Annotated in this window: 11 protein-coding genes; 9 read left to right on the top strand and 2 right to left on the bottom strand. The window is 59.8% G+C overall.

What is annotated here, in order from left to right; genetic code table 11:
• Positions 1-166: 166 nt before the first annotated feature.
• The 6 genes from N688_RS07875 (at position 167) to N688_RS23760 (ending at position 10403) form a co-directional block, all read left to right on the top strand.
• Positions 167-3541, top strand: a complete 3375-nt coding sequence (locus N688_RS07875) for an ATP-binding protein (RefSeq protein WP_052888772.1) — start codon at positions 167-169, stop codon at positions 3539-3541.
• Positions 3542-4069: 528 nt separating this feature from the next.
• A complete protein-coding gene (locus N688_RS07880) occupies positions 4070-4651 on the top strand; it encodes a VOC family protein (protein ID WP_052888773.1) in 582 nt (193 codons plus the stop codon).
• Entirely contained in the window at positions 4648-5301 is a 654-nt protein-coding gene (locus tag N688_RS07885; RefSeq protein WP_052888774.1) for a GNAT family N-acetyltransferase, read from the top strand. Before N688_RS07880 ends, N688_RS07885 begins: the two co-directional genes overlap by 4 nt.
• 64 nt (positions 5302-5365) lie before the next feature.
• Positions 5366-6034: a cyclase family protein gene (locus tag N688_RS07890; RefSeq protein ID WP_202901862.1), complete on the top strand. Its 669-nt coding sequence runs from the start codon at positions 5366-5368 to the stop codon at positions 6032-6034.
• 200 nt (positions 6035-6234) lie between these two features.
• Positions 6235-7434, top strand: coding sequence for an agmatinase (gene speB / locus N688_RS07895; RefSeq protein WP_081838634.1), 1200 nt, complete (start codon positions 6235-6237; stop codon positions 7432-7434).
• A gap of 782 nt (positions 7435-8216) precedes the next feature.
• Positions 8217-10403 (top strand): multicopper oxidase family protein, encoded by a 2187-nt coding sequence (locus tag N688_RS23760; RefSeq protein ID WP_052888776.1) that lies wholly within the window; start codon positions 8217-8219, stop codon positions 10401-10403.
• A gap of 293 nt (positions 10404-10696) precedes the next feature.
• Here the strand turns inward: N688_RS23760 and N688_RS07905 are convergent, their stop codons facing one another.
• Positions 10697-13300 (bottom strand): glycoside hydrolase family 15 protein, encoded by a 2604-nt coding sequence (locus N688_RS07905; RefSeq protein WP_052888777.1) that lies wholly within the window; start codon positions 13298-13300, stop codon positions 10697-10699.
• 419 nt (positions 13301-13719) lie between these two features.
• Between N688_RS07905 and N688_RS07910 the strand changes: the two genes are divergently transcribed.
• From N688_RS07910 to N688_RS07920, 3 genes are all read left to right on the top strand, one after another.
• Positions 13720-18252 (top strand): serine/threonine-protein kinase, encoded by a 4533-nt coding sequence (locus N688_RS07910; RefSeq protein ID WP_052888778.1) that lies wholly within the window; start codon positions 13720-13722, stop codon positions 18250-18252.
• Positions 18253-18553: 301 nt separating this feature from the next.
• Positions 18554-19327, top strand: a complete 774-nt coding sequence (locus N688_RS07915; protein ID WP_052888779.1) for a cytidylate kinase-like family protein — start codon at positions 18554-18556, stop codon at positions 19325-19327.
• A gap of 223 nt (positions 19328-19550) precedes the next feature.
• Positions 19551-21332 (top strand): MFS transporter, encoded by a 1782-nt coding sequence (locus tag N688_RS07920; RefSeq protein WP_052888780.1) that lies wholly within the window; start codon positions 19551-19553, stop codon positions 21330-21332.
• 114 nt (positions 21333-21446) lie between these two features.
• On the opposite strand, the gene N688_RS07925 is transcribed toward N688_RS07920, so the two are convergent.
• Complete coding sequence (locus N688_RS07925) at positions 21447-24614, bottom strand: FtsX-like permease family protein (protein WP_052888781.1); 3168 nt, start codon at positions 24612-24614, stop codon at positions 21447-21449.
• Positions 24615-24642 lie beyond the last annotated feature (28 nt).

A 24642-nucleotide genomic window follows, 5' to 3' on the forward strand; every position in this document is an offset into this window, starting at 1 on the left:
GCCTGTGCTGCGGACGAAGAAGCACTTGCGGGACCCGGTGGGAGGAGGGCAGGGACCGTAAGAATGCTCTTGCGAATGCGGGGGGATGGCGATAGAGTAAAAAAATAAGCACTTTCCTCAATGCTGCGAGGGGATCATTGCAAGCCAAAAGCAGCAGTGCACAGCTATGAGCATATCTTCCAGACAGCTGGTGTTCCGTCTTTTGGGTGTTCCCGAAGTGCGCATCGCCGGTGTACCGTTGGTGTGGCATCATCAGAAAGCGCAGGCGCTCCTCTACTATCTGGCGGCCTCTGAAGGCCCTCAGCCGCGCGAGCACCTGGCAGCCTTGTTATGGAGCGAGGTGCCCGAAGATAACGCTCGCCATTCGCTGCGCTCCAATCTGTACGTCATCCGTCGGACCCTCCAATCGTATGGCCTGGCTGAAGCGCTGGTGGTCGATGGCCCTTATGTCTCTCTGGCCGAGCAACTGCTGGTCTGTGACGTGCGCCGTTTCCGGCGGCTCTTGCAGGAGGGCAGCAGGCAGGCTCTGGCGGAGGCTGTGCAGCTGTACCGCGGGCGGCTCTTGCAGGGCTTTACGCTCAATGGAACCCCGCTCTTCGATGAGTGGTTGCAGACGGAGGAGGCGGCCCTGAGCCGGGGCTATCTGACGGCGTTGAGCCATCTGGCGACCTATGCTGAGCAAGCAGGGCGCTGGGACGAGGCCATTGAATACCTGCAGCGTCTGGTTCGCGAAGATCCCTTCTCTGATGCTGATCAACGCCGGCTGATTGAGCTATCTCTGCGCGCTGGCTCTCTCGGGAGGGCCTGGCTGCAATATACGCAGTACGAGAAATTTTTGCAGCGGGAGCTTGGTCTTCCGCCACCGGCTGATCTGCAGGAGCGTATGAGAGAGGCTTTGACAAAACGTCGGGTCGCTGCTGCCTGCGATGGTGGCCGAGCCGGGTTAAGGTACTCTGGGTCCAGTGGGCCTGGTGGGCAGATGCTGCCGTTTGTTGGGAGAGAGGAGCCGCTTGACCATCTGCTGCAGCTGGCTGCCCAGGTGGCGAGAACGAATCTGGGAGCCACTGTCTTGATTCAGGGCGAGGATGGCAGCGGTAAAACACGGCTCTTGGATGAGCTGATGGCGCGGCTTGAAGCGCTCTCGGTGGATTGGATCGTGCTGCGAGGGACCTGTTCGCCGTTTGATGAATTGCTGGCTTACGGCCCTTTTTGGGAGGCTTTGCAAGGACTCGGCTTAGATCCTCTCGCCGAGACGCCAGCGTCGGCCTCTCCCTCCCTCGGGAGCGCTCTACCAGAGGAGCAGGGTCGCTTGATATGGTCGCTCTGGCAGACGCTACGGACCCTGGCACGCACGGCTCCCTTGCTCCTGGCGATCGACGATCTCCATTGGGCCAATAGCTCAACGCTCCAGCTTTTTGGCTTTCTGGCCCTGCGTGTTCACCAGCTGCCTATTCTGCTCATTGGAACGAGCGCTTCGGTTGAGCTGGTTCCTGCTTTGCAGCGCTTACTGACGCTCGGGCGACGGCATGGATATGTACAGGTGCTCTCGCTGGAGCCTCTGGCGCCGGAGGCGGTGACCGCTCTGGTGGAGGCCCTGCGCATTGTGACCTTGCCAGGAGCCTCCACCTTCCCGGCGTGGTTATATGAGCGCTCGGGGGGGTGCCCATTTATCCTGCTGGAGCTGCTGCGCCAGCTGCAGACCGATGGGGTCCTGAGCGAAAGTGCAGGAGAAAGGCGGCTAGACGTGCGGCGCTGGCTGCGCTGGCGAGTCATGCATGCTCTTCCCGAGACCACCTATGATTTAGTGCTCTGGCGCCTGATCGATCTCGATGCTGAGGCCCGCCTGCTGCTGGAGATCCTGGCCATCGCCAATCAGCCCTTGCCGCTGGCCCTTTTGCAGGAGATGCCTGAAATGCGAGATTTGCCAGTCATGCCTATCGTGGATCAGCTGCTCTGGCGAGGTTTGCTTATAGAGACGGCTTCACGCTGCTATGGTCTCTCGCATGCTCTCTTGCGTGAGGCGGTCATGCATCGACTGAGCCAGGTGCGGGTCCAGCAGATTCACCGTGAGTTGGCGGCCATGCTGGAACGCTGTCCGGAGCTGCAGCAGGATTTTCCGCGGCGGCAGATTGCTCTGCATGCGGTGATGGGGGGAGACAGTGAGCGAGCCCGACGCTATGGACTGCAGATTCTGGATGAGCTGGCGCGCGAAAACGTCAGCACGGAAGTGGTCCTCTTCTTACAACAGCTCTACGACCTGGTGGCACCAGCAGCGGCCCTGGAGGAGGAACTGCGCCTGACGATGGCGCTGGGGCGGGTCTACCGTGCCTTGGGACAGCTCCAGCAGGCGGCTGACTGGTACCGGCGCTGCTTGACGCTGGCCCGCCAGCTGAATGATCGGGTGGCCTGCAAGAGTGCCTATTTCGAGCTGGGAGAGCTGGCTCTGATTATGAACGATTATCGCGAAGCCATCGCTTGTGCTGAAGCCGGGTTGGCTGTGCCTGATCCGCCTCGGGAAGGCGAGCGGCTGGCGCTCTTTGCTGCTGGTCAGCGCCTGCTGGGGGCGGCGCTGGCTATGGAGGGCAGCGATCTGGTGGCCGCCGAAGCTCATCTCCAAGAGGCGGCGTGTGCTCTCCGTCAGTGTGGTAATCTGGGGGACCTCTGCGCGGCTCTCTTTGAGTTGGGCAATATTGCGGCCCAATATGGCCAGCTGCGTCAGGCTCTACGTTTCTATGGAGAGGCGGCTGAAGCTGCCCGGGCAACCCATAACTATTATTTTCTAGCGCTCTCTTACAATAATGCTGCCTATCATCATCTCCTGCTAGGGGAGCTGGAGGCGGCCAGAACCTCTTTAGCTGAGGGGCGAAGGATCGCTGAGACCTACGAGCTGCTGGGGGCCTTGCTCCACCTCTCGAGTACGCAGGGGGAGTTGCATCTCTATGTCGGGGAGTGGCGCGCTGCGACCGAGGTTCTGAGTCAGGGGCTAGCTCTGGCCGAAGAGCTGGGCAATCTTGAACGGCAGGCAGGCTATCGCGGGGGCCTGGCTCTCTGCGCGCGCAGTCAAGGACGCCTGGAGGAGGCGACGGCTCTGCTGAAGGACGCCCTGGCGCTCATCGATGACTATGGTTATCACCATCTGCGCACACGTCTCCAGCTGTGGCTGGCTGAGGTCTGGCTCCTGCGTGCTCAACCTGCCGAGGCTGCTCCTTATCTGAAGGCAGCCCTGGCCACGGCTCAGCGGCAGCAGCGCCGGCTGCTGGCAATGCGAGCAGCGACTTTGTGGGCCTGGTATCGAGCCGCATGTGGGGCCTGGGAGGAGGCCGAGCGGCATTTCCGTGAGGCGGCCAGGCAGGCTGAAGACCTGGCTCTGCCGCTGGAGCTAGCACGCATCCAGGTACTCCAGGCCCAGGCGGCGCTGCAGGAGAAATCGCCTGCACTGCGCGCGAGAGCGCTTCTGCTCTTGCGGGAGGCGCAGAGCACGCTGGAAAGGTACCAGGCGCGCGGCGACCTGGCTCAGCTGCCGTTGGTGGCGACATTTTAAGCCTGGCCAGGCAATGACGCTGCGTTGACAGCTGGCGCTTATGCTAAGTAATGGCAGCTTGCCAAACGCGCGTGGAGAGCTACTGACGGATCCTCGTGTTGGCCCGAGCGGGATCAGCGGGGCTCTCCGCGCGCGATCCAGTTCTCTGCTTGAGGCAAGGCCAGAAAGCCCCGTGGTCCGGGCGAGCGGGTTGCAGCCTGGTTCCCAGGAAAGCCGAGTGAAGGAAGTCGCAGATCCCTCTCTAGAGAATATCCCCACCAATTGCCACCCAGGCTCTCATCGAGCCATTGTCTGCTTTGGTTGACTTCATCATCTCGTTCACTGATTGCCGCTCTGCCAGCCCAGGCTGGTTCGAAGCAAGAAGAGGCGGTCTGACACGGATCTGTCTGAGGCTGCCAACGCTAGCTTCCCCTTGGAGCAGGAGCGCTCTCCTGGTTCGCAGATAGTTGATTTCGCAAGTCATCTTTTTTGAGAATATAATATAGCAAGCTGGTAAACACGAGATTGCATTGTCAGGGAAAGAGAGAGATGGCAAAACTTCAAGTCCAAGGAGTTCACCATATTACCTTTGTTGGCTCCAATCGCGAGGCCATCATCGAATTCTATCGAGACTTCCTCGGTATGCCCCTCATCATGGAGCAGCCCAATCTTGATGTACCGGAGGAGACCCATCTCTATTTTGATGCTGGAGATGGGCGTCTGATTACCTTCTTCGTGCGGGCTGACCGGGTGAATGATCCGGCGCCCAACCCCGAAGGCGTTGGAAACCTGCATCATTTGGCCTTCACAGTCTCACGTGCCACCTATACCCAGGTTGCCCGGCGGCTCAACGAACGTGGCATCTGGAACACAGGCAACGTTGACCGCGGCTTTATGGACTCAATCTATTTTCGTGATCCAAATGGGCAGCTGTTAGAGATGGCCTGCTACAAATTTGAGCCGCCGCAGGGCTATACCATTGCCGATGTGCTGGCGATGGCTCACAAGTTACGTGTAGCGGCGGGGGCGTACAATATTCAAGAGGAGCATCTAGCTGAAGCAATTGCCGAACTCAGTCAGCGACGGGCGCCTGTGACGGTAGAAGAGGGAGTGGAGGCAGGCCCCCGATGAGTCATGTGGCTGCTTCTGTGGTGCAACACACAGGAACCTTCTGGGCCTTCGATCTTGACCGTCCGATCATGACCGGCTTGCCGGCGCGGCTACCGGCTATCTTCCTGCGAGCCGGCCCGGAGCGGGCTGAGGAGTTGGCCGCGGCGATGCAGGTGGCCAGTCCTGCCGTAGTAGTCGAGCGCTTTGCGCGGGGATGTCAGTGTTATGTGGCCTATCTAGAGGGGGGAAAGACCCTGGCCTCCTACGGCTGGATCTCCTTCAATCACGAGGAAATTGGTGAGCTAGAACTCACGATCCGTCTCCGGCCAGGGAGGGCTTACATCTGGGATTGTGCCACCTTGCCGCCATACCGTGGCCGAAGACTCTATCCTGCTCTGCTCGTCTCTATAGCCAGGGTATTACAAGAGCAGGGTCTGCGCCGTCTCTGGATAGGGGCTGATGCCAGCAATTATGCTTCGCGGCGAGGCATCGAAGTGGCCGGCTTCCAGGCGGTAGCAGATGTAACGTGCATTGCTGGCCCTGAACAACAGAAGCGCTATCTGCTGCGCCCCTGGCCTGGAGTGCCAGAGGAGAGGCTACAGGATCTGAGCCAGTCCCTCTCGCCCAAGGTGGAGCTGGTCGCGCCGCAAGATGAAAGCCAGTCGGCGTGATCAGGGGGCAGGCAAGGCTGAGCGAAGGCAATCAACCAGTGAGGGATGAGAAAAAGCAACTGGCATGCGAAAGGAGGGAAAGGTCAATCTGATGCAATTCATCGACCTTTCTCATGCGATCGAACAGGGAATGACGGTCTTTCCCGGTGATCCGGAGCCGCGCATTGAGGTGGTAGAGACTGAACCCCCCTGGCAGGTGTCGCGCCTGGTATTGGGGACGCATACCGGCACTCATATTGACGCAGCTTCCCATCTGGTTCCCGAAGGAAAGACCATTACGCAGTATCCCCCTGAGCGCTTTCTGCTGACTGGCATTGTGGTCTCCCTGGAAGGATATGGAGAGGATGCGCCGATCACGGCGGAGGCGCTGCGGCCTCAGTTGGAGGGGCTGCCGGCGGGTGGTGCGGTGTTAGTGCGTACCGGCTGGGACCTCTATTGGAAGAGCGAGCGCTACTTACGCCATCCTTATCTCTCCCCGGAGGCGGCGCAGCTGCTGGTCGAAGCAGGGGCTTCGCTGGTAGGAATCGATGCCCTCAGCGTCGACTCCAGCGTACAGGGTACCCGGCATGCCCATGCTACTTTGCTTGGCAATGATGTGCTCATTGTCGAGAATCTGGCGCGCCTGGATCGGCTGGTCAGCGGCGTCGTCTATCAGTGTTCCTTCCTGCCCTTGCCGCTGCGTGGCCTTGATGGTTCCCCAGTGCGGGCTCTGGCCTGGCGCGCTGCCTCGTAAACGCCTGTAGCCCGCCGTGTCGCTCGCTGAGAGGACGCACGGCGGGCTGACCAGATCAGAGGGCCTGCCCAGCGTTGAAGCAGCGGCTGCTCTTTGCTCCCCAGAGCTATGATCTTTCCCCACGATGCTCATCGCAACTCACAAGGGGAAAAACGGTCGTTCGCTTTGCAGAGAAAACGGAAGGAAAGGATGGTCTTATCATGGTGGACAGCGCTCGCAGTCATGGCGAAGAACAGCAGAAGGATGACTGGCAGCTGCGACGCGAGGATCTGCGGGGAACATGGGCCATGCACTGGCAGGCTCAGCAGTCGGAGGGTGATGAGGTCAGGGCGCGACGAGAGCAGGCCCGGCGCTATGGGTTGGAAGCGGCGGCCAGCATCGAGGATCGCACCCTGACCCTTTTTCGGCGCGAACCCTGGACATTGGGGGGAGGGACGGGGGAGGCTACCTTTCTGCAGGTGCCCTTTCTCCATGATATGCAGCAGCTGGGGGGGCAGGATGTAGTCATTGTTGGCGTCCCCCTGGACAGTGGTACCACCTGCCGACCAGGTGCGCGCTTTGGGCCGGCGGCCATTCGCCGGGCCTCCGCGCTGAGCTACGGCTACAATCCTGAGCGCGGCATTGATCTGCATGCTGCGCTGGTCATGGTTGATGTCGGCGATATCCAGGTCATCCCCTCACACATTGAGAAAAGCTTTGATCAGATCTCACGCGCTCTCAGCTACATCGTTGAACGGGGGGCCTTTCCTGTTGTCCTCGGCGGTGATCACTCCATCGGCTACGCCACTCTGCGTGGGGTCGCGCCGCACGTCGAGGGTAAGCTGGGCGTCATCCACTTTGACCGGCACAGCGACCTGAGCGAGCGAACCTACGACGAGCGCATGCACGCCTCGCCTTTCTTTCATGCCACTGCCCTGCCTAATGTGCCCCCGACCAACCTGGTGCAGATCGGTATCGGTGGCTGGACCGGCTCCAAGAAAGGTATGCGCCTGGCCCATGAGCGGCAGGCGACCGTGATCACGCTCGACGATATCGATCGCTACGGCCTTGAGCGTGTGATGGAGTACGCCCTGGAAATAGCCTGGAAAGGAGCGAGCGCGGTCTGGCTCTCCTTTGATATTGATGTGGTGGACCCGGCCTTTGCCCCGGGAACAGGAACGCCTGAACCAGGGGGACTGCAACCGCGTGAGGTTTTCAGGATGGTTCGTCTGGCGGCACGTGAGGGTCTGCAGGGGATGGAGCTGGTGGAGGTCGCCCCTCCTTATGATGTGGCCGATCTCACGGCGCTGCTTGCTGGGCGGATCATTATGGAAGTGTTGGGGACCTTAGTCGTAGAGGGGAAGCTTGGGCGTTGGCGCAAAGCGGCAGGCGGAACCGGGCCAGGCTCCCAGCCAGACTAGTTGTTGCTGTCAGGTATGCTCCTATCAAAGGAGGAGTGCTTTCCTCCCACTACAGAGGATAATGGCGTGCGGGCTTTCCCCTTCTGAGAGGGGGATAGCCATTTATGGCTATTTCTCCGGGAAGGCTTGTGAGGAGAAGGGACCATCCTTTGAGTGGCCACAGCCAGGCAGAAACTATGTTTGACTCATTTTCACTTACGAGAAGGGCATAGCCTGCTTGGGAGATCTTGGTTGACAGTTTCTGTATAAGCAGTACTCCTTGACAGCAGGCGACTCTCTTTCTTATCCTCTCATTAGAGGGTCTGCAGACCTCAGACTCTCTGAATGGGCCAGGGTCAGTCAGGGAAAGCAAGGATGAGCTTCCTGGCTGATCTGCCTTGGAAGACGTCAAAAGCGTGTCTACCCAGTGGGCAGAAGTCGTAGCGATTGTGTCATCCTCGCTGGAGCATTCCACCAAGCGGAAAGGAATTCGCAAGACTATCCCCAAGAGAACAGAGAAGCCAGAAAGAAGCAAGACAACAGCTCTTCACGTTCGGCGGCGTGGCCATTCTCTGGAAACTGGCCTTGGAGAGGTCATACAAGACCGGCCAGCTCTCCTGGCCCCCAAGACATCAATCTGCCTTTTCCACTCCTAACTACTGCTCGATATATCCCTATCCTCTTTGAGCAGCTTGAAGGAGCATGCAGATCTGACTGCTTTTTAAGATATTTGTATCAATTGCATGTATTGCGTCTTGGGAAGAACTTACCATCGACACGTCCTTTGGAAAGGAGCATCAGCTATGACGACTCGCAGGCAGCTACTTAAGATGGGGGCTGTCCTGAGTCTCGGGAGCTTGTTGCCGCTCTCGCTCTCGATGGCTTCGCGCGTCTCCGCTTCGGTGCGTGTCGCCCAAACACCCTTACTGGGGGCCGAGATCCCCCAATTTGTCGAGCCTCTCCCCACTTTTGCTGGTGCCCGGGTCAGTGGCTCACATTTGCAAGTACGCATCGTCGAATTTCAGCAGCGCATTTTACCAGCCAGCCTCTATGCCCGCCTTAGCCCGCCGTTCAACGCTGGAACCTATGTCTGGGGCTATCAGGTAGATGGGTGTCCGCCGCACTACCCTGGTTACACAGTCGAGGCGCGCCGCGGGGTCCCGACGGTGGTAACCTATGTCAATGCGCTGCCGTTGGCGGAGCAATCGAAGCTCTTGCCGCTGCTCACCGTTGATCAGACCATTCACTGGGCTGATCCACAAGAGCAGATGGGATCGATGGAGCCGTTTATTGGGGCCTTCCCGGTAGTGGTCCATCTCCACGGAGGAGAAAACCCTTCCGCCTTCGATGGGGCCCCCGAAGCCTGGTTTACTGCCGATGGCCGGCATGGCAAGGGCTACAGTACCTACCTGCCGACGGCCCCAAATGCTGCGGTCTACTGCTATCCCAACCAGCAACCGGCGACAACGCTGTGGTTTCATGATCACACCTTGGGCGTCACCCGGCTGACGCTGTTCTCTGGATTAGCGGCTTTTTATCTGATCCGTGATGCCTATGATACAGGGCAGCCGCACAATCCCTTTGGCCTGCCGGTTGGCGCTCACGAGATCGAACTGATGATCCAGGATCGCCAGTTCGACACGCGTGGCCAGTTGCTCTTTCCCGACGGAACACCTCCTGATCAGCCTACAGGCCTGAACGGAGCGCCGCCCAATCCCTCAATCCATCCCTATTGGATACCCGAATTCTTTGGCGATGTCATTGTCGTCAACGGCAAGGCCTGGCCGTATCTCAATGTGGAGCCACGCCGCTATCGTTTTCGCTTCCTGAATGCCTCTAATGCGCGCTTCTTCCAGATGCGCCTGATAGAGGCCAGAACTGAGGAGCCGGGGCCGATCTTCTGGCAGATTGGGACGGATGGAGGGCTGCTAGATAGGCCAGTAAAGCTCAATGATCCCCATAACCCGGCGTCTCCGGCGCTCTTACTGGCTCCGGGAGAGCGCGCCGATGTGCTCATCGACTTTGCGCCCTATGCTGGTCGCACCTTGCTTTTGACCAACAGTGCGCCGGCTCCTTTTCCCGACGGTGACCCGCCTGATCCGGCCACCACTGGGCGGGTCATGCAGATCCGGGTTGCATGGCCGCTAAAGGAACCCGACACGACCTACAATCCGGCCCACGGTCTGCCCCTGCGAGGAAGGTTCAATCAACCACCTGCTATTGTGCGTCTGGCCAACCCGAAGACGGGAGCACTGGCCGCTGGGGTCAAACCGGAGGCCAAAAGGTTGCTGGTGTTGGTTGAGGTCGAGGGGCCAGGCGGGCCTGTTGAGGTGCTGGTGAATAACACCAAGTGGAGCGGCGTACGCGAAGGCAGCCAGGAGCCGGTTTCGGGAGCGCACCTTGATAGGCAGGGACAGGGCTTTTACCTGACCGAGCTCCCGCGCGTTGGGGCGACCGAGATCTGGGAGATCGTCAATCTCACGGAGGATGCTCATCCTATCCACATTCATCTTGTTCAGTTCCAGCTACTCAATCGCCAGGCGCTGGATGTCGACGGCTATCGAGCGCATTACGACTCACTCTTTCCTGGGGGGACCTATAACGGTCTCCGCTCAGATGGTTCCTGGGGGCCGGTACAGTATCCGCCGGGGGTCTTTATTCCGGGCTATGGTCCTCCATTGCCCTATAGCCAGCCAAACGCCCGGGGCGCGCTGGGCGGCAATCCCGATCTGACGCCGTATCTGCGTGGCTCGCTGCGGCTTCCTGACGCGGGTGAGGACGGCTGGAAAGACACTATCAGAGCCTACCCAGGCCAGGTCACGCGCCTGGTCGTGCGCTGGGCGCCGATCACAACGCCGGTTGATGGAGTCAGACCGGGCCAGAATCTCTACCCCTTTGATCCTACCCGCGGGCCGGGCTATGTCTGGCACTGTCACATCCTTGATCACGAAGATAACGAGATGATGCGTCCCTATCTGCCCGTGTCCTAGGAGGCCGCTGCTGCTCTCTAGCTGGTCCTCTTAGGCCCATGCTCTCCTTGGTGCGTGCTGCCAGGCTGGGCGAGAGCATTAACTAACCGTCTCACTCTCTGGGGCTGGACAGGATCAAGAGGGAGAGAGGGAAGGAACGAGAGGAATTCACGGAGGAAGTGGGCGCAATTCTCTCGCTCCTTCCCTACCAGGGCCAACTGTGCTCGTTGGGGAAAGGGAGGATATCTAGCGAGCATTGCCAACGAGCAGGGGCGTCCTGGTCTGGGCCTGTTTACTGGCCGGCGTCAGCATGCTCAGGCCGTGATCGGAACATTCCAGTTCCCGCCGCCGTTGTTATCCCAGTTATTCGCATCGTCATGGAAGGCGAAATTGATCTGCGTAGCGTTGGTCGGCACGCTGATAGTGACCTGCCAGAAGCCGTCGCTACGCTTCACCAGGGCTGCATCGGGGGGAATATTCTGCCAGCCGTTCTCTCCCCAGCGGATATAGACATGGGTATGGGAGGCCAACCAGCCGTTGTAGTAGATGGTCAGGGCCTTGCCGGGATGGAGCTGATTGGTGTCGTAATCGACCACCCAGCCGCTATGGGGCTGGTAAGCGTTTGTCACGTAGCGACTGTAGGTGATTGAGGGCATATCCGCCACGCGGTGATTGGCCTGGGAGAAGAGCAAGACGATATACTCGCCCATTGCCCAGTTGAGCGGATTCATCGACTTTGTTGGGGTTCCGGCTGTGTAGCCGCTGGGAGCGGCCACATCCCAGATCTGCTCGGGGATCATGCCAGAGGAATTGGCCGCGGCCATGAGTGCGCTCAGGTAGAGGTCGGCGTCGCCGCCAGCAGCGATCGTATAGATCCCGCGCTCAGCCGTCAAGACTGGCCACAGGCGCCCGGTACCTGTACCATTGTAGTTCGAGCCATCGCTATGCTCGCCGTAGCCATCATGGTTGTAGCGGAACCAGTAAGGATAACCATTCATCGTTTCCTTGATGGTGGCATCGACCACTGGCAAAGAGAGCGTAATATAGGGTGAAGTGGCCGGCATCACTCCCAGGCGAACCAGCTCCAGGAAGCCGGCATCCACGATTGTCCGCTCATCGTAGGTACCCCCGCCGTTGGCGATCGTGATGGAGGCGCCATCGTTGGGGTTGCCATTGCCGTCGATGCGCTCAAAGTAGTAGCCGCTGCTCAGCGGACCGGTGGTCGTGAAGGTCCAGTTTTGGACCATGCCTTGATAATAGTCGGCGGTATTGGTATAGCGCGTCTGGTCGCTCGTATCTCCATTGATCCGGGCAATATCGGCGGCGCAGAGCAGGCCGGCGATCTCTGCCGCAATCGTTGAGGGGCTATAGCCGCTGTTCTCCTCCCAGCGTTCTTGACCGGTGCGCGGGCCATTATTGACGATATAGTCGGCGGCCTTCTTGATGTGGTTCACAAACGTGCTGTTATCGGTCACGCCGAGCTTCCAGGCCAGGATGATCGGAAAAGCCTGCTCATCCATCTGGATGCCATTCCAGTAGGGTGTCCCATTGACATAGCTATTCTGAGGGAAGTGCCCATCGGCCTGCTGCTGAGTATTAAAGGCCCATTGCACGGCACGTAGGGCATCCGCGCTGTCGCCGGCCACAATCAGAGCGCTGGCGATCTTGTACATATCGCGCTCCCAGACCAGGTGATAGCCGGCGTCGCTATCGCCATTGCTGTCACCCCAGGGGGCGCCCAGACCGGCCACAAAGGCTCCCGTCTGTTTATCCTGGGAGGCCTTCAGCACATTCGCGGCCAGGTAGTACTCCTGCTGACGAGCCTGCTGGATTGCTGTCGTGCTACCGACGGCTGGCGGGCTGGTGAGACTGTTGTCGAAGCTGTTCCACTGGGCCACATAGGTCGCCAGCATATTGGATGTATCGCTCAGCGTGGCATTGAGTGTCTGCTCAGCGACTGTGGCTGCGGAGGTGCTGCCGCTGGTCTGACCGAAAGAGAGGACGAGGTTAAAGGTGATCGAAGTGGCGGTAGTCGTATTGACGCTGCCGCCGTTTGAGAGATCGAGCAGGCCCGTCTGGGCCGTATTCCCATTGCTGGCCAGGCTATACGTATAGTTCATCGTATAGTCTGGGCAGGTGCTGCCGCCGCAGTTACTAGAGGCTTTCAGGTCGGTCCAGCCATCATTGACCCCGACAAAGCCTGAGCTGGTCATGCCGGAGACATAGGGGAGGGAGGCGGCCAGGGCGCTGGCGTAGTTGCCTGTGCTATCGGTTGTCACCAGCACGGTGCGACCGCTGTAGGTCTGGGTTGAGCTCGTATTGTTGTTGCCGGCGTTGTGAATGGCCGGGTTATAAAGAACATAGAGCAAGTAATTGGAGAGCGTGCCGCTGAGAGCAGTGAAAGTCACCTGCTGAATCAGCGAGTTGCGGCTGGGATCGGTGTAGATAATCTTTGTGATCCGGTAACGCCCATTCTTGGCTGTGTTTGTCACCTGCCAGGCGAGGGAGTGGGCATTGTAGAGCTGGACAGTAGAGGTTGTGGCGACCTTCTCCTCATCGACCCAGGTATGGCCGCTGTCGCCAATCAGGAACTGGAGATCGGTGGTGTTGGCCGTATCGGCAGTAGGGAAAAAGACCTCGCTGATAATCCCGTTGAAGCCAGTGAACCAGACGTCGCTGGTGGTGTTGGCTGCGGTGCCAAGGAAAGCCTTGTTTGAGGGCGCCCAGGTAGAGGCATAGCCTGGCCCGTTGGGTGCTGTGCCGGCTGCTCTTGCTTGGGGAAGGCTGCTGGAAAGAAGCAACGCACAGACAAGCAGAAGTGCCAGCGGGCCAGAGCGCCCGAGGCGCAAGAACCAGGCACAAGCAGCGTGCCAGGGCACAGAGTCGGGAGGTGCTGCAGCATGCGTCTTGCTGCCCATGAAGTCTCTCCTTTGTTCGGCTTTGACTGGTTGCTCGAAAGGTCGTCGGCGACTCAGGTCGATCCGATCAGCCGTTGCCAGGTCCATCCCGTGACCTGGAGCGAGGGGCAGGCACTCTTTTGCCGCCCTGGCTGACACTCTTCAATTACTGCAACAACCATGCCAAATTTCTGTGTGACACACTTCGACACGGGAGAGACCGGCACAAGTCGTGAGAAAAGCCTGAGAGGGCCGACCCCAAGAGACCTTTGCAAGAGGTTCGTCTTCTGTGAACTGAATCACTTGACAGTAGCAAGCAAGAGGAGTAACCTTTTCTTGCAAGCTCATATGCTGGGTAAGTAAGGCATAATGAGCGTCGCAGGGGTACCTTTCGTTCTTGACCAGCGAGGTCTATCTGCAAGCAATGGAGGAGCCTGGCAATGATACGCCAGGGCCAGCGACTTGGCAATTACCGTCTGATACGTCTGCTAGGCAGCGGATCATATGGAGCAGTCTACCTGGCTGAGCACCTCTACTTGAGAACTCAGGTTGCGATCAAGGTTCTCACACAGCTCCTGAAAGAAGAGGATGAGCAGGCTTTTTTGCACGAAGCCCAGATCCTGGCCAGCCTGCGCCACAAACACATTGTGCCCGTGCATGAGTTTGCCATCGAGCGTGGACAGCCCTATCTGGTCATGGACTATCTGCCGGGGGGGACCCTTCTCGACAGGCATGCGCGCGGTGCGCGTCTTCCTCTTGCAACTGTTGTCAGCTATGTCTACCAGCTGGCAAGCGCTCTGCAATATGCCCACGATCATGATATTGTCCATCGAGACGTCAAGCCGGCCAATATCCTCCTTGGGAGAGAAGGGCTGCTCTTAAGCGATTTCGGGATTGCTCTGCCACTGTTAGGGAAGGATGGTATGTCGGCTGGGGAGTCTGCTCTGGTTGGCACGCTGCCCTATATGGCCCCTGAGCAGTTCCGCAGTCAGCCAACGTTTGCCAGCGATCAGTATGCCCTGGCAGTCATCGCCTATGAGCTATTGTGTGGCGTGCGGCCTTTCCAGGGCCGAGGTGCTGAGCTGATCGGCCAGCACCTCAGTCAAGAGCCGCCATCACTACGCGAGCACGATCCCTCACTGCCAGAGTCAGTCGACCGCGTGATTCTCCGTGCCCTGGCCAAGAAAGTGGAGGAGCGCTATCCGGCCATCATCCTTTTCGCTCGCGCCCTGGGCAGGGCTGCCGAGCAGGCACTGTCGGATTCGGATGTCGAGCGCAGCCTGACCTTGGACCTAGAAACGCTACTGCCAGTTGTGCCGCCTGGACCTGGGGACGGTGAGCGCAACTGGCGCGTGATTCTCGCGATTGGGGATGAGCAGTCTCCGGCCAGTCAGCACTTGCAGCAAGCGCTGCAGGAGCGTGGTCTGACCGTGATCATGGCCCGCAGCTGTGAGCAAGCGGGAGAGCTAGCACTCCGGCAGGCGATGCGGGCGGCTCAGCTCTTGCTGGTAGCGCTTACTACTCAGGATCAGACTCTGCCTGTTTCTGAGCAGCTCTTGCAAATGGCCCACCTCTATCGGCGTCCAGTACGCTATCTCCTCGTCGGCACGCCGCCCCCCACTGGGAGCACCTGGCAGCTAATCGAGGCTGTGCCTCCAGCCCTCCTGAGCGATGGAAGTGGTCTCCGCTATCGGCAGGCCCTGGATGAGCTGATCGGCCAGATCAAGGATGAACAGGGGGGAAGACAGAGCCAGAAAAAAGAGATACTGACTTCTGGAAGAATAGCGACACGCAATCCTTACAAAGGGCTGCGGGCCTTTACTCAAGATGATCAAGGTGATTTCTTTGGACGTGAACGGCTCGTGCAGGAGCTGTTATCGCGGCTCTTTGCTCTGCTGGGCAGGGAGCCATCTCACTCCTCGGCTGCGCGTCTGCTGGCGCTCATTGGGGGTGTTGGAGTTGGCAAATCGAGCCTCCTCATGGCTGGCCTGCTTCCCCGGCTGCAAGCGGGGGCGCTGCCAGGCAGTCAAAACTGGCGTTATCTGGCCGTTTTCAGGCCGGCCTATCGGCCATTAGAGGCGCTCGCTGAAGTACTGGCCGCCGGTGGAAGCCAGCAAGAGAAGGATGCGATCCACACCACCCTGGTCCAGGGAGATAGTACTGCCCTGCATCGTCTGGCCCTGACCCTGGCTCCTGATCATCCCTATGTTGTCCTGGTGATTGATCAGTTTGAAGAATTATTCTCTCCCGAAGTCACCGAAGCTGAGCGGCGGCGCTTCATTGAGCTGATCGCCACAGCGGTCTCTGTCCCTTACGGCAAGCTGATCCTCCTCCTCACTCTGCGGGCCGATTGTTATGATCGTCCTCTGGCCTATCCTGCCCTGGCGCAGCTCTTGCAGGGGCCAGCCCATTGCCCGATAGGCCCCATGACTCTCGATGAGCTGCGGGCCGTCATCGAGCAGCCGGCTCTTCTGCCCGACGTCCAGCTCGTCTTCGATGAAGATCTGGTGGCCGATTTGCTGCTGGATATTCGCGACCAGCCTGGTGCTTTGCCCCTGCTTGAATTCACCCTTGATCAGCTCTTTGAGCAGCGGCGTGGAAACCGTCTCACGCGGCGGGCCTATGAGGCCATTGGAGGGGTACGCGGAGCCCTGGCACGTCATGCCGAGGCCACCTACGCTGGACTCCCCACTGATCGTCATCGCTTCCTGGCGTGCCAGCTCTTCCTGCGCTTAATTCAGCCAGGGCGCGAGGGCCTGGCGCCCCTGCGTCGCCAGGCTCGTCAGAGTGAATTTGCTCTGACAGACGAGCAACAGACTCGTCTAATGCAAGAGACGTGTCAAGCCTTTGTGGCGGCGCGCTTGCTGACGGTTGAGCGTCGCGCGGGAGAAGTGACGCTAGAGGTCAGCCATGAGGCCCTGCTACAGGAATGGCCGCGACTGGTGGACTGGGTGCGGCAGGCTGGCGAAGATCTTCCTCTCCAGCAGCGGGTCAGTGCTGATGTGCAGGAATGGTGGCGGCGTGGCAAGCCGCGGGACCGTCTCTACCGGGGCTCGCAGCTCAAGGAGGCCCTGCGCTGGCAGGAACGCACGCCTGTCAGTGCCCAAGAGGCGGCTTTTCTACGGGCCAGTCAGCGGGCGCGTACGCTGGCGCGGGTCAGATTGGTGCTGGTTATCTTCCTCATTCTGGCTCTCCTCATTCCGGCTGGCTGGCTACTCTATCAACAGGTAGCTCCATTGCAAGTCACCTCGCTCCAAGATGACGGGCCGGGTTCGCTGCGCCAGGTCATTGCCGAGGCGAAGCCTGGCCAGACCATCAGCGTGCAGCCTGGACTGAGCGGCGTTCTCTCTCTCACGCACAATCTTGATATTGGCAAGAACCTCACCATTCGTGGCCCGGGAGCTGCCAGGCTCACCATTAGCGGCCAGCCTGGCCTTGAAGCCAGCTATGCCATCCGCATTCTGGCTCGGACAAGCGTCACCTTCAGCGACTTCAGCTTCAGCGAGAGACAGCCCAGTCCAGGGGATTTCTTTCTCAATCAGGGGAAGCTAACCTTACAGCGCTGCCGCATTGCGCAGATTGCCATCCCGCCGCTCAATGGCAGCGGCGGCTCAGAGCAGGCTGGAGGCAGTGCCATTGACAATAGCCGGCAAGGGGAACTGACGTTGCAGCAGAGCGTCATTACGCATATCCAGAACAGAGGGCAGGCTGCCCATGCTGCCGCCATTCTCAACGATGGGGGCAAGACAATCGTGAGCGCCAGCCAAATCACGGATAATAGCGTCAATGACACTGGTCGTGGTGGGAACGATGCCGCCGGAGGGGTCATCGTGAGCCTCAAAGGTACACTGACCATGACTGATAGCATTGTCTCTGGTAACCAAGTCGACAGCCTGGAGCATGCCTATGGCGGTGGGATCTTTGCCCTCGATAGCACCGTTCAGCTTACGAACACGCGACTGGTCAACAACAGCATCGTTGCGGCCCAGCAGGGGGCGGGTGCAGGGCTCCAGGCCTCGGGAAGCCAGGTGACCCTGAAGAATACCCTGGTCGCAGGAAACAGCGTAAAAGCTCACTTTGCGATTGGGGGTGGTCTCGTCTTGTCAGGGGGAGCGAGTGGAAAGCTAACCCTTATAGGGAGCACCGTGACCGGCAACCGCGTCAGCACTCAGGATGACCTGGCTGTGGGGGGCGGGGTGCTTGCCGAAGGGGAACTGGTGATCAACAACAGTACCATCAGTCGGAACGTAGCTGTCTCAACGACCTCCTCCGGATCTGCCAGCGGCGGTGGCATCGCCATTATGGGCAACCTGGTTATGACGGCCAGCACCGTGGCGAATAACCTGGCTCAGTCTCTTGCCGACGATGCTGAGGGAGGAGGGATCTTAGCTCTGCCCCCAACTTCTGGGGTAGGACTGCAAGAGACGAAGCTCTCGCTGGTCAATTCCACCCTTTCCGAGAATAGTGCGCAGGGAAAACGGGGGAGCCTTGGGGGTGGCTTGCTCGTCGACGGGAGCAGTGCCCGTCTCGACTTCTGCACGATCTATGACAACCATGCCTCTGCCGGCGGCGGCCTGACTGTCGTCACAGAGAGCGGACACAGTACGCAGGTGACCCTCTTGAACTCGCTGGTGGCCGCTAATACAGCTGATCAAGATCCCGACCTGGTGGGCCAGGTGACGAGCGGGGGCTATAACCTCATTCAGCGGACCGCGGGAGCCACCTTCCTCGATCCCTTTAAACGCCACCATCTTGATCTTGTGGGCACAGGCTCAACACCGCTCGCCATTGATTCACAGTTGCGCGCTAACGGAGGGCCTACACAGACCCATGCCTTGCTGATCGGTAGCCCTGCTATCAACCGCATTCCTGCCGCCGACTGCGACGTGAAGACCGATCAGCGCGGCCTCCCACGGCCCCAGCAGGGTGCTTGCGATATTGGCGCCTACGAATATAGTCCAGCGACCCAGTGAGAAAGGCGCGTCGCTCCCCGGTTCTCCGCCGGGCTCCCTTTCCTGCGCTGCCCTGCTTACCTCTCCGGGATCGTCATCAGCCTTAACTACACCTGCCCGGCTTCCCCTGCACCTTGCATCCGCTCTCTGCCCTCCCACTCTGCAACTGCAGGAATCGCTGTCCTGCTGACCTTGATCATTTAGTTTGAATGTAGTATAGTTGGTAAGTGAGATAATTTGAATATCAAATTAAAGGCCGGTCGCTTTCGCGTGCTGGCGCGTGAAGAGCGTTGGCACAGCGGCCAGGTCAAGGAGGGAGGGTATGAGCGGAGAGTCTGGTAGCATTGACCAGATGAGAGCCGTGACCATCTCACGTGAATATGGAAGTGGCGGAGGGGAGATTGCCAGAAGGCTGGCTGAGCGGTTGGGGTGGCATCTGGTGGATCACGAAGTAGTGGTACAGGTGGCACGTGAGTTGGGGGTTAGTGAGGAGGAGGCGGCAGCGCGGGATGAGCGCGTCGAGGGTCTTCTCTCGCGCATCCTGACCAGCATGCAGGGAATTGCGCCGGCGGTTTATCCGGCCATCTATGATGAGAGCACGCCGGTGGCCCTCTTTACCAACCCTGAGGAATATCGCGAAGCCGTCAATCGCGTCATCAAGGGGGCCTTTGCCGTCGGACACGTCGTCATTGTCGGGCGTGGGGCTCAGGTAGTACTGGGAGAGCGGCGGGATGTCCTGCATGTGCGCATTGTCGCCTCGCTGGAGAGGCGTGTGCCCTACGTGATGCGCCGTGAGGGCCTGGATGAGCATGCGGCCCGCTCGCGTATCCAGAGCAAGGACCATGATCGTGAGCGCTATCTGCAGACCGAATATCGGCGGCATCCTGCCGATGCGCATCTCTATGACCTGGTGGTCAATACGGATGTGCTTGATCTAGAGAGTGTCGTCGAGCTGATCGTGCTGGCCCTGGAGCGCAAAGCGCGTCGTCTGAGTGTGCCGGAGCAGGAACTCGGTCCAGGCGCGGGCCTGGCTCCTTATAGTGGACGTCCCGGCGATCTGCGTCCTCCTTACGAGCGAGCCTCAGGCAAAGGCTAGGAGTGCTCTGCCAGGCAGCGAGGGCAACGTGACAGCGGCGCAGGGTGGCGCGCGCCAGCCCGGTGACAGGGCCAGCAAGAGCGGGCCGGGCTGGCGCGTTCAACATCCGTGGCTGGAGGCTATCCCCGACGCTGGCAGCCTTTTTCTCTAGTCATTGTATTCATAAAGTGAAATGTATTGTATGAAGAGTAAATAGAGCAGGAAGAAGGTGAGCGAGAGCGGTATGGCACGGAGTGAGACGCTACAGCGACAGGGACAGGTGAGCGGGGAGCAACCCCAGCTTAGTCCCCATTACAAGTGGATTGCGCTATCGAACACCACGCTAGGCATGTTGATGGCCACCATCAACTCCAGCATCTTGCTGATTGCTCTCCCGGCGATTTTCACCGGCATCGGCATCAATCCGCTAGCGCCTGGGGAGACCAACTATTTCCTCTGGTTGCTGCTAGGCTACATGGTTGTCACGGCCACGCTTCTGGTGACCCTTGGGCGCATCTCTGACATGTTCGGGCGTGTTCGCATGTACAACCTGGGGTTTGCCATCTTCACCCTGGGGAGCATTCTCCTCTTCTTGACGCCAGGCAAAGGCAACACAGCGGCCCTGGAGCTGATCATCTTCCGTCTCATCCAGGGTGTGGGCGGTGGTTTTCTCTTTGCCAATAGCACGGCCATTCTGACTGATGCCTTTCCACCGCATCAGCGGGGCATGGCGATGGGTATCAACCAGATTGCCTCGATCCTCGGCTCCATCATAGGTCTGATTCTGGGCGGTATTCTAGCGACCATCGACTGGCGGGTCGTCTTCCTGGTCAGTGTGCCCTTTGGACTCTTTGGAACCGTTTGGGCCTACTGGATGCTGCGCGAGACAGCGACCCTTCGCGGCCATCAGAAGATTGACTGGCTGGGCAACATTACCTTTGCCCTGGGCCTTACCATCTTACTGATTGGCATCACCTACGGCCTTGAACCATATGGCAACCAGCCGATGGGGTGGACCAATCCCCTGGTCATGCTGGCGATTGTGCTTGGGATCATCCTGCTGGTGGCCTTCGTCTTCGTCGAGCTGCGTGTCAGCGATCCCATGTTTCGCCTGGACCTCTTCAAGATCCGCATGTTCACTGCGGGCAACCTGAGTAGCCTGCTCGCCAGCATTGCGCGTGGCGGCCTGCAATTCATGCTGATCATCTGGCTGCAGGGCATCTGGCTACCTCTTCACGGCTACAGCTTTGAGGAGACGCCCCTGTGGGCTGGCATCTACATGTTGCCCCTCATGATCGGCTTCATCGCCTTCGGGCCACTAAGCGGCTGGTTATCCGACCGCTTTGGGGCGCGTCTCTTCTCGACCCTGGGCATGGTTATCCAGGCGCTGGGCTTCCTGTTCCTGACGTTCCTGCCAGCCAACTTCAACTACCTCTGGTTTGCGCTCATTCTGCTACTCATGGGGATTGGGCAGGGAATGTTTGCAGCCCCCAATACGACGGCCATTATGAACAGTGTGCCGGCGGACAGGCGTGGCGTCGCTTCCGGCATGCGATCGACCTTCCAGAACTCAGCCACGGTCATGAGCATCGGCATCTTCTTTAGCGTGGTGACCATTGGTCTGGCCACCGCTCTCCCGCCAGCGCTCTCCTCGGGTCTGGCGGCTGCAGGGGTCCCCACGGCTGTGGCAGATAAGATTGCTCATCTGCCGCCTACCTCGGCCCTCTTCGCCGCTTTCCTGGGCTACAATCCGATGGCCACCTTGCTGCCGGCGGCAGTGCTGCAGCATATTGCGCCGGCGCAGCGTGCCCACTTGCTCGGTAAAATGTTCTTCCCCAACCTCATCGCCTCGCCGTTCATGGTTGGCCTGCGGGCGGTCTTCTATCTCTCGCTAGTTCTCTGCCTGCTGGCTGCCGTGGCCTCGCTGCTACGTGGCCGGCGTTATATTCATGAAGTTGAGGCCGGTGCACTGGTCGGCGAGACCCAGCCAGTCGCTCCTTCCGGCGGATTGGGAACCGACAGGTAGGGAGACCACGATCAACAGCGGCAGCGAGCGCGAGACGATCGGCATCGTCCGCGCTCGCTTTTCGTTTTGACGACAGCTGGCGGGCTTCTTATCCGCCTATTGCTTTGCTGGCCACTAATCCTCGTTCAGGCGCAACGTACGAGCGACGGTCAGGCGCGTCACCAGGTTCACCAGCAAGATCAGCGCCAGTACGCAGATGAGCGCCAAAGCTGCCAGAAGGGCGAGCAGGGCCGGTGGAAAAATGAGCTGAACCGTAGGAACGCGCTGCGAAACATAGAGGGCGGTACTCCCGGCACTGCTACCGGAGCTACCACTCGGAGCGCCAGTAAAGAGCAGCGCTGGCACCACCAGCCAGGCAAGTACGAGGCCGAAGAGCGTTCCCAAGACGATGGCTATCACATAGATCAGCCCTTGCTCCCAGGCCAGCGTCGCTGCCAGCTGGCGGCTACTGCTCCCCAGAGCGCGGAGCACGGCGAACTGAAGCAGACGGCTACGAGCGCTTTGCCACGATGCCAGCAGATTTCCTACGAGAGCCAGCACGAGCGCTGCCGTTACCCCGAGCGTCAACAGGCCAAGGAGATCAAGATAGAGCGGTTCGTAGCGAAGCTCTTCTAACAACGTGCGTCGATCGTACACTTGCGTCAGCTCTAGATCGCTGTTGGCCAGCAGCAGGCGAAGATGCTGCAGATCAGAGGCTTTCTCGGAAGTGCGCAGCCAGACATAATTGAGCGGGAGCAAATCGCTGCCAGCGGCCAGGGCTGGCCCCTCAAAGATATCGGCGTAGGTCTGGTAGTCGACCAGGACGCCGCCGGCGGGAATGCCGTTGGCGACGTTGCCCTGGGGGCTGGAGAGCACGGTAGGAATCGCCTGCACCTGCGCAACCACCAGAAAAGAGGTCGCGATGGGCGGCGAACCCGGCGTCGCCGTGACTGTGAGCACCAGGGTTGAGCCGGTGGAGAGATGCAACGACTGGGCAGCGGCTTCATCGATGATGGCTGGTACCAGGTGATGGGCCTCGCCCCAGCTACGGCGTGCCTGCAAGAGCCTGATCAGCGTGGGGAGCGCGGGGTCGGAGCCTTGTCGCGGCCAGAGTGCAGCCTGGGCGAAAGTGGCGCTATCAATGGCACGCAGGCCAATGGGGAGCTGCAGAGAGCCGCCAGCGCTGGCGGTTGTAGCAAAACCAAGAGAGGAGGCCGCTACCCCGGGCAAGTGCCGATAGGTGGCGGTCAAATCGGCCAGATCATCGAGCCGACCGGGGAAAGCCAGAGGACCGCTGAAGTCGGCCCCCACCGTGTAAGTTGAGACATCGATGGCTCGCTGTGTCTGCGAGCTAAGAAAAACGAGGCTGAAGATGGCAAAGGCTGTGGCCAGGGCCAGCAAGAGGGTCATGCGTACCGGCTGACGCGGCGAGCGTGCCAGTTGGGCCACCGCCAGGAGTGGTGCGGCCCCGCGTCGCTTGGCGGCCACCTTGCTGGCCAGGGCCAACAACTGTGGTAAAAGACGTAAAAATACCAGAATGGCAGCCAGGAGCAGACAGACTCCACCGAGCAGTGAAAGTGGGGAGAGCAAGAGCAGGCGCAAGCGGGCATCGAGCACATTGCTGTTCACAAAATAGAGCGAGAGGCCGTAGCCTGCCAGCATCAGGAGTAGAAAGACGATGTCCAGGTGAAAGCGGCGCCAGAGCGGACGATGAGTTGAGCGTGCCATTTCGCGGCGCAGACTGACGATATTCGTGCGGAGAGGGCGCCAAAGTGCTGTGAGCAAAGCCCCCAGGGCGGCAAGGGCGGTCAGCCCGGCGGGCCAGCCGAGAGATGACAGGAGCGTCGGCCAATCCTGGGCTACCAGGCTCAGCACGCTCGGACCACCTGCAGGCAATAGACATGCGGCCAGCAACTGCACCAGCAGCCCGGCGCCGCCGAGGCCCACGAGCAGTGCGAACAGGCTCAACAGCAGACCCTGCCAGGCAAAAAGAGCGAAGACCTGGCTGCGACTCAGGCCACGGCTGCGCAGCACGGCAATGGCCTCGCTCTGGCGGTCGACCAGCAAGTCGGCGATCATGCTCACAAAGAAGAGCAGCAGCGCCACGATGAGCATCAGGACAGCAGTGATAGGAATGTTTACCAATCCAATGCGATCCTGATATTCCTGGAGTGTATTGGAAGGAAGGAGAACGGTTGTTCCCATTACAAACGGTTCCTGCGTCAGGGCGTCCGGGCTATCCGAGGCGCTGCGATTGGCCACATCGAGCTGCAGGCTATGCGCGCCGGCGGTGATGGCCGGGAGCTGATCTATTGTGATCTGAGCTGGCTGCAGCTCATAGAGCCAGCTCAGCACGGGCTGAGTTGTAAGCGTAGCGGGATTCTGCTCATGTTGCAGTTGCTGATAGAAACTATCGAGCACTGTAAGCAGCGTCGTGGTATCGGCCAGGGCCGTATAGTCGGCCCCCTCGCCGTTGAGGCCCACACCCTGGTGGTCAGCGCTGAGGAAAGTCTCCTGATGCCAGAAAGGATCTTCGTCCAGGCTGGCCCCGTGATACTGGTTCGCGAAGATACCCGTGACGTGGAGCGTCAGCGTGCGGACGCGGCGCAAGTTGAAAGGGTCCACGCCAGTCGTCAGTCCTGGGAGATTATAGACCAGCTGAATAGCCAGTGTTTCACCGACGTGAGCCTGCCAGCGCTGGGCCTCCTGCTGGCTGAGGGCAATCGCCAGGCTGGCCCCAGTGGTTGTCACCTGACGCCGTGCCTGGTCCGGTGTCAGTGCTGGGGGCAGGTTGCCGGAGACGAGGGTCAGATGCTGAGCGGCCTGGCTGATAGGCTGCGTAAAAAGGGCCAGATCATCGACCGCAGGATGCAGACGCTGGCCGTCGCGCGCGATCACCTTCTGCCAGGGAACATCGAGCGAGAGATGTAACGGTCCGACATAGGGACCAAGATATTGACGGACATCCTGGTCAATGGAGCTGGTGATAGGAGTAAGCACAGCGGCATTGACCTGCTGTGTAGTTGCCTGCACGAGCACCGCCCGATTTTGTGGGCTGGCCAGCAGGACCGCCCGCAGGCCCGCCGTCATGGCCAGCGTTGAGTAGAGTGGCCCGGAAGCTGCGAGGATGACCGCGGCCAGGATACCAAGTCCGGCGACCAGCAACAGGCCGCGGCTACTCCGTGCGCGCCACTGGGCCAGGCGAAAAATGGAAGAGGCGGGGACTCGTCTGCCGCGTCGGGGTGGTCCTGCTGGCTGAGGCGAAGGTCTCTGTACGGGCGAGCTGCTCTCGGTGGTGGCCATCGGCTTCTACCTCCTCTCCTATGCTATG

The sequence above is a fragment of the Thermogemmatispora carboxidivorans genome (assembly GCF_000702505.1).
In the GTDB taxonomy this organism is placed as follows: Bacteria; Chloroflexota; Ktedonobacteria; order Ktedonobacterales; family Ktedonobacteraceae; genus Thermogemmatispora; species Thermogemmatispora carboxidivorans.